Raw genomic sequence first — 17,653 nt, 5'->3', positions numbered from 1 at the left:
CGCCCTGAAGGGCGCTTTCCGGCCGGCGGCGATAAAACGCACGTTCGGCGCGATCAGCCGCGCTTGCCGCGCTGCTCCGCCGGCGTGAAATCGAAGCTCGCGAAACTGCCGCCTTGATACCGCTGCGCAACCGCGTCGAGCGGGTTGGCTTGCGCGAGAATCTCGGCGGCCCAGTCCTCGGAATTCTGCTTCGGCTCGTAACCGAGGCGCTTTGCGCCGTCGTTTTCGCCTTCCTGTATCCAGTAGCTGCGCGTGTTGTTCGACACGCCCCAGACGATTGCAAAGCCGATTTCGTCGACGTTGATCACGCGATCGACGAGATGGAACAAGTCGTCGTGACCGAACCACGTGCTCAGATGGCGGAATTCGGTGGGTTTCGGAAGGCAACTGCCGATACGCACGTTCACCGTTTCGATGCCGTGCTTGTCCCAGTAGAGACGCGCGAGCGATTCGCCCCACGCCTTCGAAAGACCGTAAAAACCGTCGGGGCGCAACGCGCAATCGAGCGTGAGTTTTTCCTCCACCGGATACATGCCGATCGCGTGATTCGAGCTGGCGAACAGGATGCGTCGGGTGCCGTGGCGGCGCATGCCTTCGTACACTTCCACGAGGCCGCGCAAGTTGTTTTCGATGATCTCGGGCAGCGGGCGCTCCACGCTCGTGCCGGCCATGTGGATCAGCACATCGACGCCGTCGAGCAGACGATCGACCACTTGCGGGTCGCGCAGATCGCCGTGCATCACGTCCTCGCCCGGGAACAGCGGATCGAGCGGCTTCGAGCCGGCAGCCGAGCGCAGGTTCACGCCGCGCTCGTGCAGGCCCTTGCGCAACACGGTGCCCAACTGGCCGGCCGCGCCGGTCAATGCAACTTTCTTCACAGTGGATTTACCTCACATTAAAACGCCGAAAGCCGGCGCCCTCGCAGGCGCCGGCCAGTGTACATCCGAATCAGGCTTCGATTTTCTGCGCCGGCCGCAGCGCGGCGCTGGCCGCATCGTCTTTCGGCTGGCCCGCGAGCAAACGCCACGCCACGCAGGCGCCGATCAGGTCGAACAGCATCAGGCACACGAACAACGGGTTATAGCCGATCGTGCTGGCCAGTGCGCCGACGATGAGCGAGAACACCGTGGCCCCAAGGTAGCCGAACATGCCCGAAAGACCCGTGGCGGTGGCGACTTCGTGCTGGCCGAACACGTCGGAGGCGAGCGTGAACAGGGCGCCCGAAATGGTCTGGTGCGCGAACGTGCCGACGCAGAACAGGGCGATGGCCGCATACGGGCTGGCCACGAGGCCCACGCAGGCCGGTCCGATCATCAGCAGCGCGCCGGTCGTGATGACGAGCTTGCGCGAGGTGATGAGCGAGCAGCCGAACCAGCGGATGAAGAGGGGCGCGAGATAGCCGCCGATCAGGCAGCCGAGGTCGGCGGCGAGGAAGGGCATCCACGCGAACAGCGCGATTTCCTTCAGGTTCATGTGGCGCACCGTGACCATGTAGAGCGGAATCCACGCGCCGAAGGTTTGCCATGCCGGTTCGGCGAGCATGCGCGGAATGCCGATGCCCCAGAAGCGGCGCGTCTTGAGCACTTCCTTGAACGACGCGCGCTTGCCGCCTGCCGCCTTTTGCGCGTCGGTCTGGCCCGCGCTGATGTAGTCGGCTTCTTCCTGCGAGAGGCGCGGGTGCTCGGCCGGCATCTTGAAGAACACGAGCCAGAGCGCCACCCAGATCAGCGCGACGCCGCCCGTGAGCACGAAGGCGAACTGCCAGTTGTATTTGAGAATGCACCAGACCACGAGCGGCGGGGCGATCATGGCGCCGACCGAGGTGCCCGTGTTGAGCCAGCCCGTGGCGACCGAACGCTCCTTCGCCGGGAACCAGGCGCTGATCGACTTCATGCCCGCCGGGAAGATGGCGGCTTCGCTCATGCCGAGCAGGCCGCGGAAGAAGGCGAGCGCGCCCCAGCTTCCGGCGAGGCCGTGCAGCATGTTGGCGATGGCCCAGCCGAGCGCGAAGATCGCGAAGCCGATCTTGACGCCAAGGGAGTCGAGCACGAAGCCCGCTATGGGCTGCGAAAGGGCATAGCACGCCTGGAAGGCGGTGACCACGTAGGAATACTGCTGCGTGGTCATGTGGAGCGTTTCGGTGAGCGTGGGCGCGGCCACCGAGAGCGAGCTGCGCGCGAGGTAGTTGAAAACGGTGCCGATCATGATGAGGCCGATGATCCACCACCGCACCCCCTTGATTGTCTTGCGTTGCACTGCTCGTCTCCTGCTGTTGGCGGACTCCGGCGCGACGGCGCCGCCCTGCGAGTCCCGATGGATGTGTTTCCGTGCGAAGCAGGCCTGACTGGCGGGCCTTCATGTAAGACATCATTCTATTTGCGGCTAAGTTGTAAAGCAAATAATGATGGGCTGGTGGTTTCCCTGGTGCGCGGGCAGACTCCGCCGTAAATTCACGACGCCGGCACAACATTTGAGGCTCGTCGGCGTCGGTCAGTGGAATCGGCATGCGGGCTGAGGTGAAACGCTGCGAGCCGATGCGTCGAGTCGTCATACATCCGGCGCGGACTGCACGCTCCCGTCGCGGGTTGACAATTCGAGTGTTGTATTACAACAATGCGATCCATCGCTCACGCGCATGGCGCCGTGGCGCTCCGGCAGTTCGCATCCCAAACGAAAACGGAAGAGACACGATGCATTCACCCGATATCCCCGTCAGCGAAACCGCGCTCGAACAACTGCGCCACGTTTCCAACGCCACGCTGACCACCCAGCTTTTCAAGCGCGGCCTGCGCAACGTGTTTCTGCAAGGCGTGAAGCCGCTGGCCGCGCCCGCGCCCGGCACGCCCAATCTCGTCGGGCCGGCGTTCACGATGCGCAATATCCCGGCGCGCGAGGATCTCGATCAACTGAGCGCGTTCCAGAATCCCGAGCATCCGCAGCGCAAGGGCGTCGAAACCGTGCCTGCGGGCGCGGTGCTCGTGCAGGATTGCCGCGGCGTGACCGACGCGGCTTCGATGGGCTCGATCCTCGCCACGCGCATGAAGGTGCGCGGCGTGGCCGGCATGGTGTCGGACGGCCCGGTGCGCGACAGCGGCACCATTGCCGCGCTCGGCATTCCGGTGTTCTGCGCGGGAGCGTCCGCGCCGCTCAATCTCTGCAAGCACCACACCGTCGATCTCGACGTGCCGATCGCGTGCGGCGGCGTGGCGGTGTATCCGGGCGACATCGTCGTCGGTGATATCGACGGCATCGTGGTGATTCCGCGCCATCTCGCCGAGGAAGTCGCGCGCGACGCCTGCGAGCAGGAGCGCCTGGAGCGCTTCGTCACCCAGCGCATCGAAGCGGGCGCGGCGCTGCCGGGCACCTATCCGCCGAACGAAGCGACGCTCGCCGCCTACGAAGCCTGGAAAAAGGATCAGCAATGAGCGCGAACGATAGGGCGCCGGCGCGGCCGCTCGAAAGCCATGACGCGCGCCGTTCGGCGGTTGGCGAATGCCCGATCTGGCGCGCGCAGGAAAACGCGCTGTACTGGGTCGACATCCCGGCGCAAACGATCGTGCGTTATGCCGTCGATACCGCGCGACGCACCGAATGGGCGCTGCCGGAGCGCATCGGCTGCTTCGCGTTCGCGCGCGGCGGCGGCGTGCTGGCGGCGCTCGAAACGGGTCTTTTCGCCGTCACGCTGCATGAGCCGGCCGCGCAGGCGCTTAGGGGCGAAGCCGGCGTGCGGTCGCTCGCGAGCGTCGCGCACGACGCCGCGCGCATGCGTTTCAACGACGGCCGCTGCGATCGTCAGGGGCGCTTCTGGTCGGGCACGATGGTGCAGGACGCGGCCGAGCCGAATCCCGCGGGCAAGCTGTATCGCTATACGGCGGAAGAGGGATTGTCGGCGCCGGTGATCGAAGGGCTTTGCACGCAAAACGGCCTCGCGTGGTCGCCGGACGGCCGCACGATGTATCTCTCCGATTCGCATCCGTCGAGCCGCGTGATCTGGGCGTTCGACTACGACATCGACGACGGCGTGCCCACGAATCGCCGCGTGTTCGCCGATCTGCACGACTACACGGGACGCCCCGACGGCGCGGCCGTCGACGCCGACGGCTGCTACTGGATCTGCGCCAACGACGCGGGCCGGTTGCTGCGTTTCACGCCGGAAGGGCGGCTAGAACGCAGCGTCGCGGTGCCGGTCGCGAAGCCTTCCATGTGCGCATTCGGCGGCGCGAATTTCGACACGCTGTTCGTCACGACGATCATCCCCGCGCAAGCGGGCGAGCTGGACGGACTCGTGTTCGCGGTCGATGCCGGCGTGCGCGGTTTGCCCGAGCCCGATTTCGCGGGCGCGCTGGGCTGAGTTTTCGCGTTATCCGAATGGAAACAAGGCGGTTTCAGAACCAGGATGTCGTCGAACTCGTGCGTGGCGTGTCGCGCTTGCGGGTGGCGCCGCAAGCGGGCGGCCGGCTGTTGTCGTGGACGGTCGGCGGCGCGCCGATTCTTTACTGGCCCGACGCGCCCGACTGGAGCCGGCCGGGCCTGATTCGCGGCGGCAATCCGCTGCTGTTCCCGTTTATCGCGCGGCATTGGGTGGACGGCAAGATGGGCGCGTGGCGCGACGCGCAAGGCGTCGTGCGCGAGATGCCGCTGCATGGTTTCGCGCGCGACCTGCCGTTTGCGAGCGAAGTGGCGCGCGAAGGCGACGCCGTGCGCATGACGCTCACGGACAGCGCGGCCACGCGCGAGCGTTATCCGTTCGGCTTTCGCTTCGAGGTCGCGTATGCGCTTGTCGACGACGCCACGCTGGAAGTCGCGCTGACCACGACCAATACCGGCGACAAGCCGCTGCCGTACTACGCGGGGCACCATTTTTACTTTGCGCTGCCGCATGCCGGGCGCGCCCAAACCACGATCGCGTTGCCGCGCAACCTGTGGCGTCGTCAGTTGCCGGATGGTGCGACGACCGCTGCCATGCCGGGCGCGCTTCAATATCGTCTCGACGACCCGCGAATCGTCGATCGTTTTCATTGCCTCGACGGCGAGCCGGACGCGCCCGTGCGTATCGAAATGGCTTCGCAACGGCGCGCGATCGACCTCGACCTGCGGCCGCCGGAATCCGCTCGTTCGGCGCACTGGTACGCGGTCACGACCTGGACGCTCGCGCCCGATTCCGACTTCTATTGCGTCGAGCCGTGGCTCGGTTTGCCCGACGCGATTCATACCGGGCTGGGTTTGCGCTGGCTCGAACCGGGCGCGACGGAAACCGCGGCGCTGCGCATTCGCGTGAGCGCGCTGCCGTAGTGGATGGCTCCGTTCGATGACGTTCGTGGTTGGCTCTGATCGTGGCGCTTGCCTGCATCATTCGCCGGCAACATCGTCGGCAACATTCGTCGCCGGTGTTCGCGCTTGCGCTGCCCGTTGCGTTCGCCCGACAGGCGTTCGGCGTTCCGCGCGGGTCATATGACTTACAATTCAAGATACTCCTGACAACCCAACGTGTACCGTCCGATCATGTCTGAGCAGAAAGCGCCGAATATGCCGGCGCGGATTTACAGCGACATCCTCAACCGCATCATCGAAGGCGAATACAAGGAAGGGGAGCGTTTGCCGACGGAGCACATGCTGGCGGAGCGCTTTGCCACGTCGCGGCCGACCGTGCGCGAGGCGCTCGCGCAACTGCGCGCGGACGGCATCATCGCCACGCGCCACGGTTCCGGCACCACGGTCATGCGTCGTCCCGACCCGGACGTGCGCCGCTTCGCGCCGCTCGAAACGTTGTCGGACATTCGGCGCTGCTACGAATATCGCGTGGTGGTGGAGGCGGGCGCGGCCTCGCTCGCGGCGCAAAAAGCCGAGGAAGGCGATATCGCGGCCATCCAGCGCGAGTGGGACAACCTGCAAACGATCATCGAAACTTCGGCGGGCATCGGCGCGAAAGACGACTTCGCGTTTCACATGGCCGTGGCGCGCGCGTCGAAAAACCAGTTTTTCATCACGGCGCTGTCGGGCATTCAGGAGCAGATGGTGTTCAGCATGAATCTTTCGCGCAATTTGTCGCTCGTGAAGTCGGTCGAGCGTCAGCGGCTCGTGCAGCAGGAACACTTCGAAGTGCTCGAAGCCATTCGGCAACGCGACGCCGAACGCGCGTCGCAAGCCATGCGCAGCCATCTCGAACGCGCCGTGAATCGCATGTTCGGATCTTGAGCGGCGATGGGTTGTCGGCAGAAATGAAAAAAAGCGGCGCACAGGCCGCTTTTTTTTCGCCGTAGAGGGCTGGCTTAAACCGCAGCTTGCTTCGCGGCGCGTGCCGAAGCTTGCGCGACCGCCTTCGTTGCGGCCTTGCCGGCGGCGTCCAGATTGGTTTCAGCGTATTCGACGGCTTGTTTTGCCGCCTTGCTCACCGAGTCGACCGCGCTGTTGGCGGCGTTGATGGCCGTCTTGATCGCGGCGACAGCGGCTTCCGAGCCGGCCGGCGCGTTCCTGGCGGCGTTGTCGACGAACGATTCGAGCGCGCGCTGCTGCTGTTCGTATTGCGCTTGCGCGGCGCTCGCGAATTCGGCTTGCGTGGCGGAAACGATGTCGTAGACGCTGCGGCCATAAGCCAGCGCCTGTTCGGCGGCGGGCTGCGCGAGACCGGCTTGCGCGGCGAAGAAGCCTTGCGGGTCCTTGGCGGAGAACGCGCGCTGGGCGCTTTCCTGGCCTTCGGCGAATGCCGTGCGGGCCGTCTGGAGGTTGAGTTCGGCGAGCTTGATCGCGCCTTCGAATGCCTTGCTCGTAAGACCGAAAAGGGCTTCGAAGCCGGCCTTCTGGGTGGCGGCGAATTGTTCGGGAGTCGGCAGAGTCATGGTTTCGTTCCTTTGGCGAGAGACGCTACGCGTCGGTTTCGTTTCGAAAATAACGGCTTTCGGTTCGATCACCGGGTCGCGCAGGAAGGTTTTGTGCGATGCAGCAATCAACTTCATATTACCCGATCCAATATTCCTGTCAAGCCATATTTTGTGCGATGCAGCAATCGGCTAATTATTTGATTTCAGGACGAATATTTCCGAGATGGTTTCCGTCCGGGGCGGCATGCGGGCGAGCGCTGCGGGCGGCCAGGCCATTGCGCCGGCTCGAACGGCGTGAACGAAAAAGGCCGGATCGCTGCCACGATCCGGCCTTTCGTTTGCCGCCGAAGTTTTCTCGTTTTCCGTATGGAAACCGCGGAAGGCCGCCGCGCGGCTCAGTGTTTCGTATCGGAACTCTCGAGCAACTGCACGAGATACGGCCGCCACACTTCGGGATGCGCGAGGGTCTGATGGCCGTACGAATGCGGGCCTTCCGGCACTTCGACAAAGCGCCCGTGCGGGACTTGCGAAACGAGGCGCTGCATCACGCCAAGATCGGTGGCGTTGATGAGATCGTCGTTGAAATTGACGGCGAATAGCGGCGCGCGAATCTTCGCAAGGTCCGGCGACGGATCGTAGTCCCACGACGATTCGAACCAGTAGAGCACGTCGTTTGCGTCGTTCTTGCCGGCTTCGGCGACGAGGTTGTCATAGAGCCTGGTGGCCGCGGCGCGGTCGGGCGCCTGCGTCTGCATGCGGGTGGGATTGTTGGTCATGATCGTGAAGATCGGCATCACGCGCGTCCACTGCGTCGGTTGCGCGCTGTAGTCGCCGTTGTTCCAACCGGGGTCGTTGCGGATCGCGCCGACCACCATCTGACGCCACAGCCAGTTGCGGCCCGCCATCGGAATGGGCTGGCTCGCGATAGGCATGAGCGCGTCGGCCATCTGCGGATAGCGCTCTCCCCACATCCACGTTTGCATGCCGCCCATCGACGTGCCCAGCACGAGGCGCAAATGATCCACGCCAAGTCCTTCGACGAGCATGCGGTGATGCGCTTCGACCACGTCGTTGTAGCCGTAGCGCGGGAAATGCGTGCGCAGGCCGTCGCTGGGCTTGCTGGAACCGCCGCGGCCGAGGCCGTCCGGCATCACGATGAAGTAGCGGCTCGCATCGAGCGGCGCGCCGGGCGCGAACAGTTCGCGCTGCATGGCGGGCGCGAGATACGTTTTGCCGGTGCCCGTGGTGCCGTGCAACAGCAGCACGGCGTTGGTCGCGTGGCCGTGCGCGTCGCGCTTCAGCGTGCCGAGCGTCGTGTAATGAATGCGCACTTCGGGCAGCGTCGAGCCGTCGGAGAAGTGGAAATCGTGTTCGACGTAATCGCCGCTATGCGGTTCGAGTGCGGGCGGGGCTGGATTGGATGCGGATTGCGCGCACGCCGCCAACGGCAGTAATCCCGTACACGAGGCGGCTAATAGCGCGAGTAACAAGCGATTCACAGTGGCGTTTCCTTTACGTGTTGTTGTGCGGCGGATTGTGCCTGAGTGCGCCCATCGACGCACAAAAACACGCAATTTAATCGCTATTACGGGTTTATTTTTTCAAATGCGTTACTCGTGCTTTACGATTGCGCCTTCTGCACGGCCGCAGGCCGCGGCGCATAATGAGCGGGTCGTCACGCGGCTGGCGGCGCGTTATTCAACAGGCCGGAATAAAGTCGCCGCACGCCGCGTTGTGACTATTGAATCGCCACCGTTTGAATGACTACCGCTCGAATCACGTGAAAACACCTTTACCCGCCGAATCCGCTTTTGCCCACGCCGATCTCGTCTCGCAGAAATACACGCGCGTCGCGGTGTTGCTGCACTGGTCGATTGCGCTCCTGATCCTCACGAACGTGGTGCTCGGTCTGCTGGGCGCGCTGCTGCCCGACGGCGCGCTTTCGGATACGGCCATTCGCTTGATGATCGACACGCACAAGTCCATCGGCATTACCGTGCTCGGGCTCGCGATCCTGCGCGTGCTGTGGCGGCTTTCGCATCGTCCGCCGCCGTTGCCGGCCGAGTTTCCCATGTGGGAGCGTGCGGCCGCCCATGCGGCGCACATTGCGCTTTATGTGCTGATCTTCGCCATGCCGCTTACGGGCTGGCTGCACGATTCCGCGTGGGTCGCCGCTGCCTCGCATCCGATGTATCTGTACGGCGTGGTGCCCTGGCCGCGCATCGGGTTCGTGATGAACCTCGATCCGGCCACGAAAGACCGGTTGCATGAACAATTCGGCGCGCTGCACACGGCGTGCAGCTATGCGCTTTATGGCGTGCTGGCGCTGCATATCGCGGGCGCGCTCAAGCATCAATGGATCGATCGTCATTCGGTGCTGCGCCGAATGATGCCGTGAGCAATCGAAAGGGAATGCCTTGAAAAACACGCTTGAAGAGGCTTTGATCCGCACGTCGCCGCGCCTCGTGCCGCCGCGCACGCCCATCGCGAGCATCGTGATTCATCTAGGCGTCATGGTGCTGTGGCTGGTGCTGTTCGCGCGCGCCTTCTTTCTGCAAGGCGTGGTCGCATGGTCCACCGGCATCGCGTATGTGATCTACGACACGGTGCTGCTCGTGTTCGTGGCGTGGCAGGCGCGCGTGCTGCTCGCGCCGCCCGCATCCGTCACGGCGGCGGCACGAGGCAGCGATACGCCGTTGCCGTCGCTCGGCGTGATCGTCGCGGCGCACAACGAGGCTTCGGTGTTGCCGATCACGCTCGATGCGTTGTTCGCGCAAACGCGTGCGCCGCAACAGATCGTGATTGCCGACGACGGTTCGACCGACGGCACGGCCGCGCTGCTCGCGCAACATTACGGGCTGGTCGATCCGGGCGAAGGCCAGTTGAGCGCGCCTTCGCCGCAGCATCCGAATTTGCGCTGGCTGCGGCTCGCGCACGGCGGCAAGGCGCGCGCGTTGAATGCGGCCTTGCTTGCCATTGCCACCGATACCGTGATGACCGTGGACGCCGACACGCTGCTCGAACCGGACGCGTGCGCCGCGATGATCGAAGCGTTCGGCGGCGAGCCGCGGTTGGTCGCCGCGGCGGGGCTGCTCACGCCGGTGTGCGGAAAGTCGCTGAGCGGGCGCTTTTTCCAGTGGTTTCAGACCTACGAATACATCCGCAATTTCATCTCGCGTTTCGCGTGGATGCGTGCCGACAGCTTGCTGCTCGTGTCGGGCGCCTTCGCGGGATTTCGCCGCGATGCGGTGATGACCGTCGGCGGTTTCGATCCGCATTGTCTCGTCGAGGACTACGAACTGATTCACCGCTTGCGCCGGTATTCGGCGCAAGCGCGGCTGGGCTGGGACGTGCGCGTGCTTGGCACCGCGCGCGCGCATACCGATGCGCCGGGCACGCTCGCGAGTTTCTTGCGTCAGCGCCGCCGCTGGTTCGCGGGTTTTCTGCAAACGCAATACTGGTATCGCGACATGACGGGCAGCCGCCAGTACGGCAAGCTCGGCCTCATGATGCTGCCTGTAAAAGCGTTCGACACGGTGCAGCCCATTTACGGCCTCACGGCGTTCGCGCTGCTCATCGGCTTTCTGTTCGACGGCCGCTTCACGATCGTGCTGCCGGTGCTGGGTGTGATCGTCGGCAAGATTGCAATCGACCTCGCATTCCATTTGTTCTCGGTGCATCTTTATCGGCGCTGGAGCGGCGACCGCACGAGTTCGAGCTTCGGCATGGCGTTGCTGGCCGCGATCTTCGAGCCGTTTTCGTTCCAGTTGATGCGCCATAGCGGCGCCGCGCTCGGCTGGCTGCATTTTCTGCTCGGCCGCCGCAAATGGGGCGTGCAGCACCGCACGGGCCTTTCCGCCGCGAGCCATCGCGAAAGCACCGCGTCCACGCGTTAACTCTGCGCGGCGCGTTCCATTCGAGCGGCATCAAGACGAATTTCGTCTTGATGCCGTTTTTGTTTGCACCATGTTGAAGCGCCCCGATGGGGCGGCTGACGCGTGTTCCGTTTCGGGGCAGCCGACGTCACATGATTTGCACCATCGAAGCGCATGCTGTCGCGCGGACGCGATGGCATATCCCTTGCTTTTTTCATTGCGTCGCAGCGTGCCGGCGCGACGTCGCAATCCTGTGACGAAACGCGCGGCGCGACTGCATCCACGCGCGAGAACGAACGATGCAAGTCCATGACGAGATGCGCGACGAGGGCGCCGTGCGCCCGCACTACGAACGGTTTCATCGCTGGCTCGAACGCCAGACCGGCGAGACGATGGCGCGCAAACGCGCCGAAGCGGATCTGCTGTTCCGCCGCGTAGGCATTACGTTCGCCGTGAACGGCGACTTGTCGGGCACCGAACGGCTCATTCCCTTCGATCTCATTCCCCGCATCATTCCCGCCGGCGAGTGGGACTTGCTCGAGCGCGGCCTGCGCCAGCGCGTGCAGGCGCTCAACCTTTTTCTTCACGACGTCTATCACGATCGCAACATCGTGCGCGCGGGCGTGATTCCGGCCGACCAGGTTTATACGAATGCGCAATACCGGCCGGAAATGCAGGGCATTGATTTGCCGCTGGGCGTGTACGCGCATATCGCCGGGATCGACATCGTGCGCGATGGCCGCGACGGCGCGTTTTACGTGCTGGAGGACAACTTGCGCGTGCCTTCGGGCGTCTCGTACATGCTCGAAAATCGCAAGATGATGATGCGGCTTTTCCCCGAGTTGTTCGTGCAGCATAAGGTGGCGCCGGTCGCGCATTATCCCGATCTGCTGCTGGAAACGTTGCGTGCCTCGGCGCCCGAAGGCGTGGACGATCCCATAGTCGTGCTGCTTACGCCCGGCATGTATAACTCCGCGTACTTCGAGCACACGTTTCTCGCGCAGCAAATGGGCGTGGAACTGGTGGAAGGCAAGGATCTGTTTGTTGAGGATAACTATGTATTCATGCGGACGACGCAAGGTCCGCGCCGGGTGGACGTGATTTATCGCCGCGTGGACGACGACTTTCTCGATCCGCTGGCGTTTCGCGCCGATTCCGCGCTCGGCGTGCCCGGACTGCTCACGGCGTATCGCGCGGGCCGCGTCGTGCTGGCGAACGCGATGGGCACCGGTGTCGCCGACGACAAGTCGATCTACCCCTACGTGCCCGACATGATCGAGTTCTATCTCGGCGAAAAACCCATTTTGAAGAACGTGCCGACATGGCAATGCCGCCGCCCCGACGATCTTGCGTGGACGCTCGAAAATCTGCCCGATCTCGTCGTCAAGGAAGTGCATGGTGCGGGCGGCTACGGCATGCTGGTCGGGCCTGCTTCCACGCGCGAGGAAATCGAAGCGTTTCGCGCGCGCTTGATGGCGCGGCCCGGCAATTACATTGCGCAGCCCACGCTTTCGTTGTCGGCGTGCCCGACTTTCGTGGAAGTGGGCATTGCGCCGCGCCATATCGACTTGCGTCCGTTCGTGCTCTCGGGCAAGACGATTCAGATGGCGGCGGGCGGCCTCACGCGCGTGGCGCTGAAAGCGGGTTCGCTGGTCGTGAATTCGTCGCAGGGCGGCGGAACGAAGGACACATGGGTGCTCGAATGAGCCGCATCGCGTTCCATCATCGTCATCTTCATTAACGGCTCGCGCCAGAAATAGAGAGAAAAGGATCGATCATGCTGAGTCGCACCGCCGATCATTTGTTCTGGATGGCCCGCTACATGGAGCGCGCGGAGAATACCGCGCGCATGCTCGACATCAATCTGAAAGCGCTGCTGCTGCCGGGCAGTGTCGATTCCGAAGCGCGCGCGCATCGCGCGATGCTGCGCATTTCGGAACTCGAACCTGCATTCGACGAGCGCCACGAAGAGACGACGAGCAGCAACGTGCTCAACTTTCTCGTGGCGGACCCGACGAATCCGTCGAGCATCTATTCGTGCCTGCATGCCACGCGCGAGAACGCGCGCGCGGTACGCGGCACGTTGACGACGGAGTGGTGGGAAACCATCAACGACACATGGTTGCAGTTCACCGAGCGTTTGCGCGGCGGCGAACTGGAAACGCACCCGGACACGCTGTTCGAATGGGTGAAATTTCGCTCGCATCTTTCGCGTGGCGTGCGCCTTGGCACCGCGTTGCAGGACGACGCGCTGTTCTTCACGCAGTTGGGCACTTTTCTCGAACGCGCCGACAATACCGCGCGTATTCTCGACGTGCGCTTTGCCGAAGTCGATCAAACCGACTCGCGTTCCGCCGCGCGTCAACTCGAGGACTTCTATTACTGGACTTCCATTCTGAGTTCGGTTTCGGCGCTCGAAATCTATCGCAAGGTCTATCGCGACGTGGTCACGCCGGCGCGCGTGGTGGAGCTGTTGATCCTCAATCAGCAGATGCCGCGTTCGCTGCTGGCTTCGCTCGACGGCGTGTGCACGAATCTCGCGATGCTGCGCACGGATTCCTCGCGCGAAGTCGAACGCACGGCAGGCAAGCTGCGCGCGGAGCTTCTTTACGCGGACCTGAGGCAGATCTTTGCGATGGGCGTGCATACGTTTCTCACGCAATTCCTCGCGCGCGTGTACGAGCTGGGCAATCAGGTCGCGCGCACTTACTTGATGCTGCCGGTCGGTTGACGCGCTTCGCGAACCATCGATATTTTTTTCGTCTTGATGGAGATTTCGTCATGCAGCTCGCGATCCGGCACGACACGGTTTATCGCTATGAAGTGCCCGTGCATTACTCGATCCAGCAATTGCGGCTTTCTCCGCTTACGACGCCTGCGCAGATCGTCACGCAATGGCATGTCGATGCGCCCGGCAAGCTCGAAGCCACGCGCGACGCATACGGCAATACGCTGATGACCCTGGTGCTCACGCGTCCGCACACGGAAATACGTTTGCGTGTGCGCGGCGAGGTGGAAACCGTGCCGCTGCCCGACGGCCGCTTGCCGGAAGGCGAAGGTCCGGTGCCGGTGCAGCACTTCACTTCGCCTACGCGCCTCACCGAAGCCGACGGCGCGCTCACGGAGTTCGCGCACAACCTGGCGCCGTTCGACGATGCCGCGTCGATACTCGAAGCCGCGGCGCGCGTGGCGGAGCGCGTGCGCTACGAATCGGGCGTGACGGACGTGACGCACACGGCCGCCGACGCGTTCGCGCTCGGACGCGGCGTGTGCCAGGACCATGCGCACGTCATGCTCGCGCTGTGCCGCGCGCGCGGCGTGCCGGCGCGCTATGTGAGCGGCTATCTCGATCCGGGCAACGTGCCGGACATGGCGAGCCATGCATGGGTCGACGTGTGGCTCGACAACGGCTGGGTGACCGTCGACGTCACGCACGCGTGTTTCGCAAGCGAAAAATATTGCCGCCTCGCGGTGGGCCGCGACTACGAAGCAGCGGCGCCGGTGCGCGGACGCCGCGTAGGCGGCGCTGGCGAAACGCTGGACGTCAGCGTGCGCGTGAGCGCGCAGCGGTCGCAGCAGGCACAGCAGTAGTCTCTCGTCGCAGTAGTTTTCTCGTTATCACGAAGACCGTGCGCGACGTTTCTGATGCGAAACGTGCGAAACGCGTGCGGCACGAAGGCGCCCGAGCGGGCAAAGGAAGCGCATGACGTACTGTGTGGCGATGGCGGTCGATCAGGGACTTGTCTTTCTTTCCGATACGCGCACGAACGCGGGCGTCGATCACGTAAGCACGTCGCGCAAGATGGCCGTGTTCGAGGAACCGGGCGAACGCGTGATCGTGCTGCTCGTGGCAGGCAATCTGGCGATCACGCAGGCGACCTTGCAGGTGCTGAGCGAGCCGCACGATCCGGCGCGCGCGACGCTCTGGAACGCACAGACGATGGTGGAAGCCGCGCGCGTGGTGGGCGATGCGGTGCGCGAAGTGCATCGACGCGACGCGGAGGCGCTCGAGCGTTTCAATGTCGATTTCAATTGCAGCTTCATTCTCGGCGGCCAGATTGGCACGCAGCCGATGCGGCTGTTCCAGGTTTATGCGGCGGGTAATTTCATCGAGACGTCGAGTGTCAATCCGTATTTTCAAATCGGCGAATCGAAGTACGGCAAGCCGATCATCGACCGCGTGCTGACGCCGCGCACGCCGCTCGACGAGGCCGCGAAATGCGCGTTGATCTCGATGGATTCCACGCTGCGTTCGAATCTTTCGGTGGGTTTGCCGCTCGATCTGCTCGTGTATGAGCGCGACGCGCTGCGGGTGACGCGATATGCGTCGCTCGATCAGTCGAATGCGTATTTTCAGATGATTCATTCGACGTGGGGCGAGCGGCTGCGGCAGGTATTCGGCGAGATTCCCGATCCGCTCTGGACCGAAGAGGGCAATGTGCCGCGCCACGACCGCGCCGCGTTGCCCACCGCGCCGCGCGCCACGCACGACGGCCACGCCAGCGAACCGCGGCCCGCGCAGACGCTGGCCGAGGCGCGACCTCATTCAGCGGCGAATGCGGTGACGAATGCAGCGGCACCGGGCGCGCCGCGCCCCCTGCGCAGCGAATGACGGCGATGCCTTGGTTCGAGGTCGGACGCGGACGGCGGTGCCCACCGGAAGCGCAAGTTGCTGCAAGCACGACGCGAGCGATCAAGTCCCCGTCCGATCAAGGACTTGGCGCGATCTCCAGGCGGTTGTCCCCAGAGTTATGCCCAAAAGTTGTGGACAACTTCACCTTGCGGTGTGGAAGTTCCACAAGCATTTGTTTTGTGGGGAATATCTTGGGAAAAACATTCTCAAACCCTCAGCGAAGCAATTGCTCCTGAAGCTCACCGCAGCCGATACGCTGCGGGGAGCGCTGGCCGTGGCGTCTGCGGCACCAGAACCCATGGCACGGTCGTGGGGTGAACGTAGTTGACGGCCAGCGTTTTCAGGCCGGCATTGCGTGGAGCGGGGCGGGAGACTCGGCCGGCGCCTCGGTGAACGGCAACAAGTCACTTGTCGTTCCGGGCGCGCCGGCCGTGAGCGCGAAGGAGCTGGTCATTGCCGGGTCGCGCAACCACCAGTTCGCCTCGAACGTGCTGGTGCGGTCGCTCATGTACTGGCCGGACGGCTCAGTGACGTAGAACTGGCAGCGGCGACGGCGTGACCCACTATTTCAGATTTGCCCAGAGCGGATCAACAGGGGGTGTCGGACCATTCAGGGCCGCCTTGATGTTGATAACCACCGCACCGGGCGCGGCCAATCCAGCGCGTTGACCTGTCAGCGGTGTACCTGTTGATTTCAACAACTGGACGAGTGCGTCCACGCTTGGTCCCTGGCCGAACTTTTGACGCAGCACGGCGAACGCGGCAGCAATCTGCGGAGCGGCAAATGATGTGCCGCGTACGTAGAACGATCCGGCACCGGCCCAGGGTGCGAGCGTAATATCCCCGCTGGCCCGATCCCCACTGCCGACCGGAGCAAACAGCGATACCTTCTGCGAGATGTTTGTGTAGCTGGTCGGAACGGTGGGATCGATGATTCCCGTTGCACCGACCACGATCACATTCTTTCCGCACGTCCACGTTCCCGTGCCGCCATTTACAGCATCATTGCCCGCATTCATGATGACCGCGATATGCGCGGCCTTCAACTGACCGGCAAGAGCGTCGATCCGGGCTCCGTCGCTGCCCGTGCCACACGGCAATTCCCCGGCGATCGAACTGCCATTTGCGGAAATGTTCACTGCTGCGATTTGAGGGAGACCGATGTCCCCGTTACCCAGTGCCCTGGCAACGTAGTCGAGTGCGTCAATCACCGAGTTGATCGGCCATCCCGAATTCGACGCGGAGCCGGTGCCGCCACCAATCTTGAAAGTCATGACCCGCGCGCCGGGGGCCACACCCGCGTAAAAGAAGTGTGTCCCGTCAGCCTCGTAGCGCGCAGTCTGCTGGCCGACCATGATCCCCGCTGTGGCAGTGCCGTGGTAGTAATGACAATACTGTGGGGTTTCGGGATTGCTTGAGTCTCGACAGGAATTGTCCGGTGAATCGGATGGCGCGGATACACCGCTGGCGGCGCTAAACCAGTAGCCCGCCGAGGGATCACCCGGCAACGGGCGATTGATCCACGCCTGGGTCTTGCACAGGCTACCCCATGTAGTTTCCAGCTTCTGGCCAAAACACGCTTCGACAAGGACCTTCGACTGGCCCGCCGCCGTTTTGAACACCGGATTGTCGGGGCGAAATGCGCCGTCAATATCGGCAACGATCCATCCGGTTCCGTCGAACGTTTTGCCGTTCCTGTCGGTGTAGGTCCCGTTCAGCGAGCCGCCGAGGTTGTAGGGCATCGTGGCGGTCGAAGGCCATCCGGCGGGATAAGCCTGGGCGGCCGAGGTTGCAGCAGCAAGGAGAGTACAGGTTATTGCTTTCCGATATCGTTTCACGCGGACCTCGACTGAAAAGTGGAAGCCCATCGTGATCTTGCTGCCCTGAAGGCACCAGAGGAAATTTCCGAAAATGATTGGTGTCCTGAATAATTTTCGTCTGGTCGGGATTTTTCCTATGCCACGCGCTGTTTCGCGACTTACACTTTCGATCGGTCAATGACTTTTTCCTCGGGCTGCACGTGCGGCACGTGCAGGCATAGGTGGAACGCCTCGCGCACGTGCGAGGTCGGTCTCTTACCCGGTTCGTTGGCGTACTCCAGCTTGGACGCGCCGTCGCGCGCAGCCTGCGGTGCAAGTAGCTGCGCGCCAGCCCATCGACCGGCATAAACAATCGGATAAGCGGTTTGGCCGGACCTTGAGCCAGCAATAACATCGGCAAACAAACCCCCATCCTAAGCCACAAACCCGCCTGACCGCACGTCGCCACCCCACCCAAATGTTGCCGCCCACGCTCCCAACCTTGCACTCCACACAAATTCAGCCGGA

Annotated in this window: 17 protein-coding genes; 11 read left to right on the top strand and 6 right to left on the bottom strand. The window is 63.5% G+C overall.

Annotation, left to right across the window (positions count from 1 at the left end; genetic code table 11):
• Nucleotides 1–53: 53 nt before the first annotated feature.
• Both U5805_RS22285 and U5805_RS22280 read right to left on the bottom strand, forming a co-directional pair.
• Nucleotides 54–878: an NAD(P)-dependent oxidoreductase gene (locus U5805_RS22285; protein WP_322105665.1), complete on the bottom strand. Its 825-nt coding sequence runs from the start codon at nucleotides 876–878 to the stop codon at nucleotides 54–56.
• Between the two features lie 70 nt (nucleotides 879–948).
• Nucleotides 949–2,256 carry an MFS transporter gene (locus U5805_RS22280; RefSeq protein WP_415914646.1) on the bottom strand — a complete coding sequence of 436 codons (1,308 nt, stop codon included), beginning with the start codon at nucleotides 2,254–2,256 and terminating at the stop codon, nucleotides 949–951.
• 434 nt (nucleotides 2,257–2,690) lie between these two features.
• On the opposite strand from U5805_RS22280, the gene U5805_RS22275 reads away from it, so the two are divergent.
• The 4 genes from U5805_RS22275 (at nucleotide 2,691) to U5805_RS22260 (ending at nucleotide 6,195) form a co-directional block, all read left to right on the top strand.
• Complete coding sequence (locus tag U5805_RS22275) at nucleotides 2,691–3,425, top strand: ribonuclease activity regulator RraA (protein WP_322105664.1); 735 nt, start codon at nucleotides 2,691–2,693, stop codon at nucleotides 3,423–3,425.
• A complete protein-coding gene (locus tag U5805_RS22270; protein ID WP_322105663.1) occupies nucleotides 3,422–4,351 on the top strand; it encodes an SMP-30/gluconolactonase/LRE family protein in 930 nt (309 codons plus the stop codon). The genes U5805_RS22275 and U5805_RS22270 overlap by 4 nt, the downstream gene beginning before the upstream one ends.
• A 17-nt stretch (nucleotides 4,352–4,368) precedes the next feature.
• Nucleotides 4,369–5,292, top strand: coding sequence for an aldose epimerase (locus U5805_RS22265; RefSeq protein WP_322105662.1), 924 nt, complete (start codon nucleotides 4,369–4,371; stop codon nucleotides 5,290–5,292).
• Between the two features lie 210 nt (nucleotides 5,293–5,502).
• The gene (locus U5805_RS22260; protein ID WP_322105661.1) at nucleotides 5,503–6,195 is read left to right on the top strand and encodes a FadR/GntR family transcriptional regulator; all 693 of its coding nucleotides are present in this window, start codon (nucleotides 5,503–5,505) and stop codon (nucleotides 6,193–6,195) included.
• A 74-nt stretch (nucleotides 6,196–6,269) separates the two neighbouring features.
• Here U5805_RS22260 and U5805_RS22255 read toward each other — a convergent pair whose 3' ends face one another.
• Together U5805_RS22255 and U5805_RS22250 are read right to left on the bottom strand one after the other, a co-directional pair.
• Complete coding sequence (locus U5805_RS22255; RefSeq protein ID WP_322105660.1) at nucleotides 6,270–6,836, bottom strand: phasin family protein; 567 nt, start codon at nucleotides 6,834–6,836, stop codon at nucleotides 6,270–6,272.
• Nucleotides 6,837–7,213: 377 nt separating this feature from the next.
• A complete protein-coding gene (locus U5805_RS22250) occupies nucleotides 7,214–8,317 on the bottom strand; it encodes an alpha/beta fold hydrolase (RefSeq protein ID WP_322105659.1) in 1,104 nt (367 codons plus the stop codon).
• 281 nt (nucleotides 8,318–8,598) lie between these two features.
• On the opposite strand from U5805_RS22250, the gene U5805_RS22245 reads away from it, so the two are divergent.
• The 7 genes from U5805_RS22245 to U5805_RS22215 all read left to right on the top strand — a co-directional run bounded on the left by U5805_RS22245 (nucleotide 8,599) and on the right by U5805_RS22215 (nucleotide 15,862).
• Nucleotides 8,599–9,216, top strand: coding sequence for a cytochrome b (locus tag U5805_RS22245; RefSeq protein WP_322105658.1), 618 nt, complete (start codon nucleotides 8,599–8,601; stop codon nucleotides 9,214–9,216).
• A 19-nt stretch (nucleotides 9,217–9,235) separates the two neighbouring features.
• On the top strand, nucleotides 9,236–10,714 hold the full coding sequence (locus U5805_RS22240) for a glycosyltransferase family 2 protein (protein ID WP_322105657.1): 1,479 nt from the start codon (nucleotides 9,236–9,238) through the stop codon (nucleotides 10,712–10,714).
• A gap of 278 nt (nucleotides 10,715–10,992) precedes the next feature.
• Nucleotides 10,993–12,399, top strand: coding sequence for a circularly permuted type 2 ATP-grasp protein (locus U5805_RS22235; protein WP_322105656.1), 1,407 nt, complete (start codon nucleotides 10,993–10,995; stop codon nucleotides 12,397–12,399).
• A 71-nt stretch (nucleotides 12,400–12,470) separates the two neighbouring features.
• Nucleotides 12,471–13,424: an alpha-E domain-containing protein gene (locus U5805_RS22230; protein ID WP_322105655.1), complete on the top strand. Its 954-nt coding sequence runs from the start codon at nucleotides 12,471–12,473 to the stop codon at nucleotides 13,422–13,424.
• 50 nt (nucleotides 13,425–13,474) lie between these two features.
• Nucleotides 13,475–14,284, top strand: a complete 810-nt coding sequence (locus tag U5805_RS22225; RefSeq protein WP_322105654.1) for a transglutaminase family protein — start codon at nucleotides 13,475–13,477, stop codon at nucleotides 14,282–14,284.
• A 112-nt stretch (nucleotides 14,285–14,396) separates the two neighbouring features.
• On the top strand, nucleotides 14,397–15,305 hold the full coding sequence (locus U5805_RS22220; RefSeq protein ID WP_322105653.1) for a proteasome-type protease: 909 nt from the start codon (nucleotides 14,397–14,399) through the stop codon (nucleotides 15,303–15,305).
• Between the two features lie 335 nt (nucleotides 15,306–15,640).
• Nucleotides 15,641–15,862 carry a hypothetical protein gene (locus U5805_RS22215; RefSeq protein ID WP_322105652.1) on the top strand — a complete coding sequence of 74 codons (222 nt, stop codon included), beginning with the start codon at nucleotides 15,641–15,643 and terminating at the stop codon, nucleotides 15,860–15,862.
• A gap of 27 nt (nucleotides 15,863–15,889) precedes the next feature.
• Here U5805_RS22215 and U5805_RS22210 read toward each other — a convergent pair whose 3' ends face one another.
• Both U5805_RS22210 and U5805_RS22205 read right to left on the bottom strand, forming a co-directional pair.
• Nucleotides 15,890–17,068 carry a S8/S53 family peptidase gene (locus U5805_RS22210; RefSeq protein WP_322105651.1) on the bottom strand — a complete coding sequence of 393 codons (1,179 nt, stop codon included), beginning with the start codon at nucleotides 17,066–17,068 and terminating at the stop codon, nucleotides 15,890–15,892.
• Nucleotides 17,069–17,304: 236 nt separating this feature from the next.
• Complete coding sequence (locus U5805_RS22205; RefSeq protein WP_322105650.1) at nucleotides 17,305–17,550, bottom strand: hypothetical protein; 246 nt, start codon at nucleotides 17,548–17,550, stop codon at nucleotides 17,305–17,307.
• Nucleotides 17,551–17,653 lie beyond the last annotated feature (103 nt).

Origin of the sequence: Paraburkholderia sp. J41 (genome assembly GCF_905220235.1) — a bacterium.
Taxonomy (GTDB): Bacteria; Pseudomonadota; Gammaproteobacteria; order Burkholderiales; family Burkholderiaceae; genus Paraburkholderia.
Note: the sequence above shows the minus strand (reverse complement) of the source record. Positions and strands in the feature narration are given on the sequence as shown.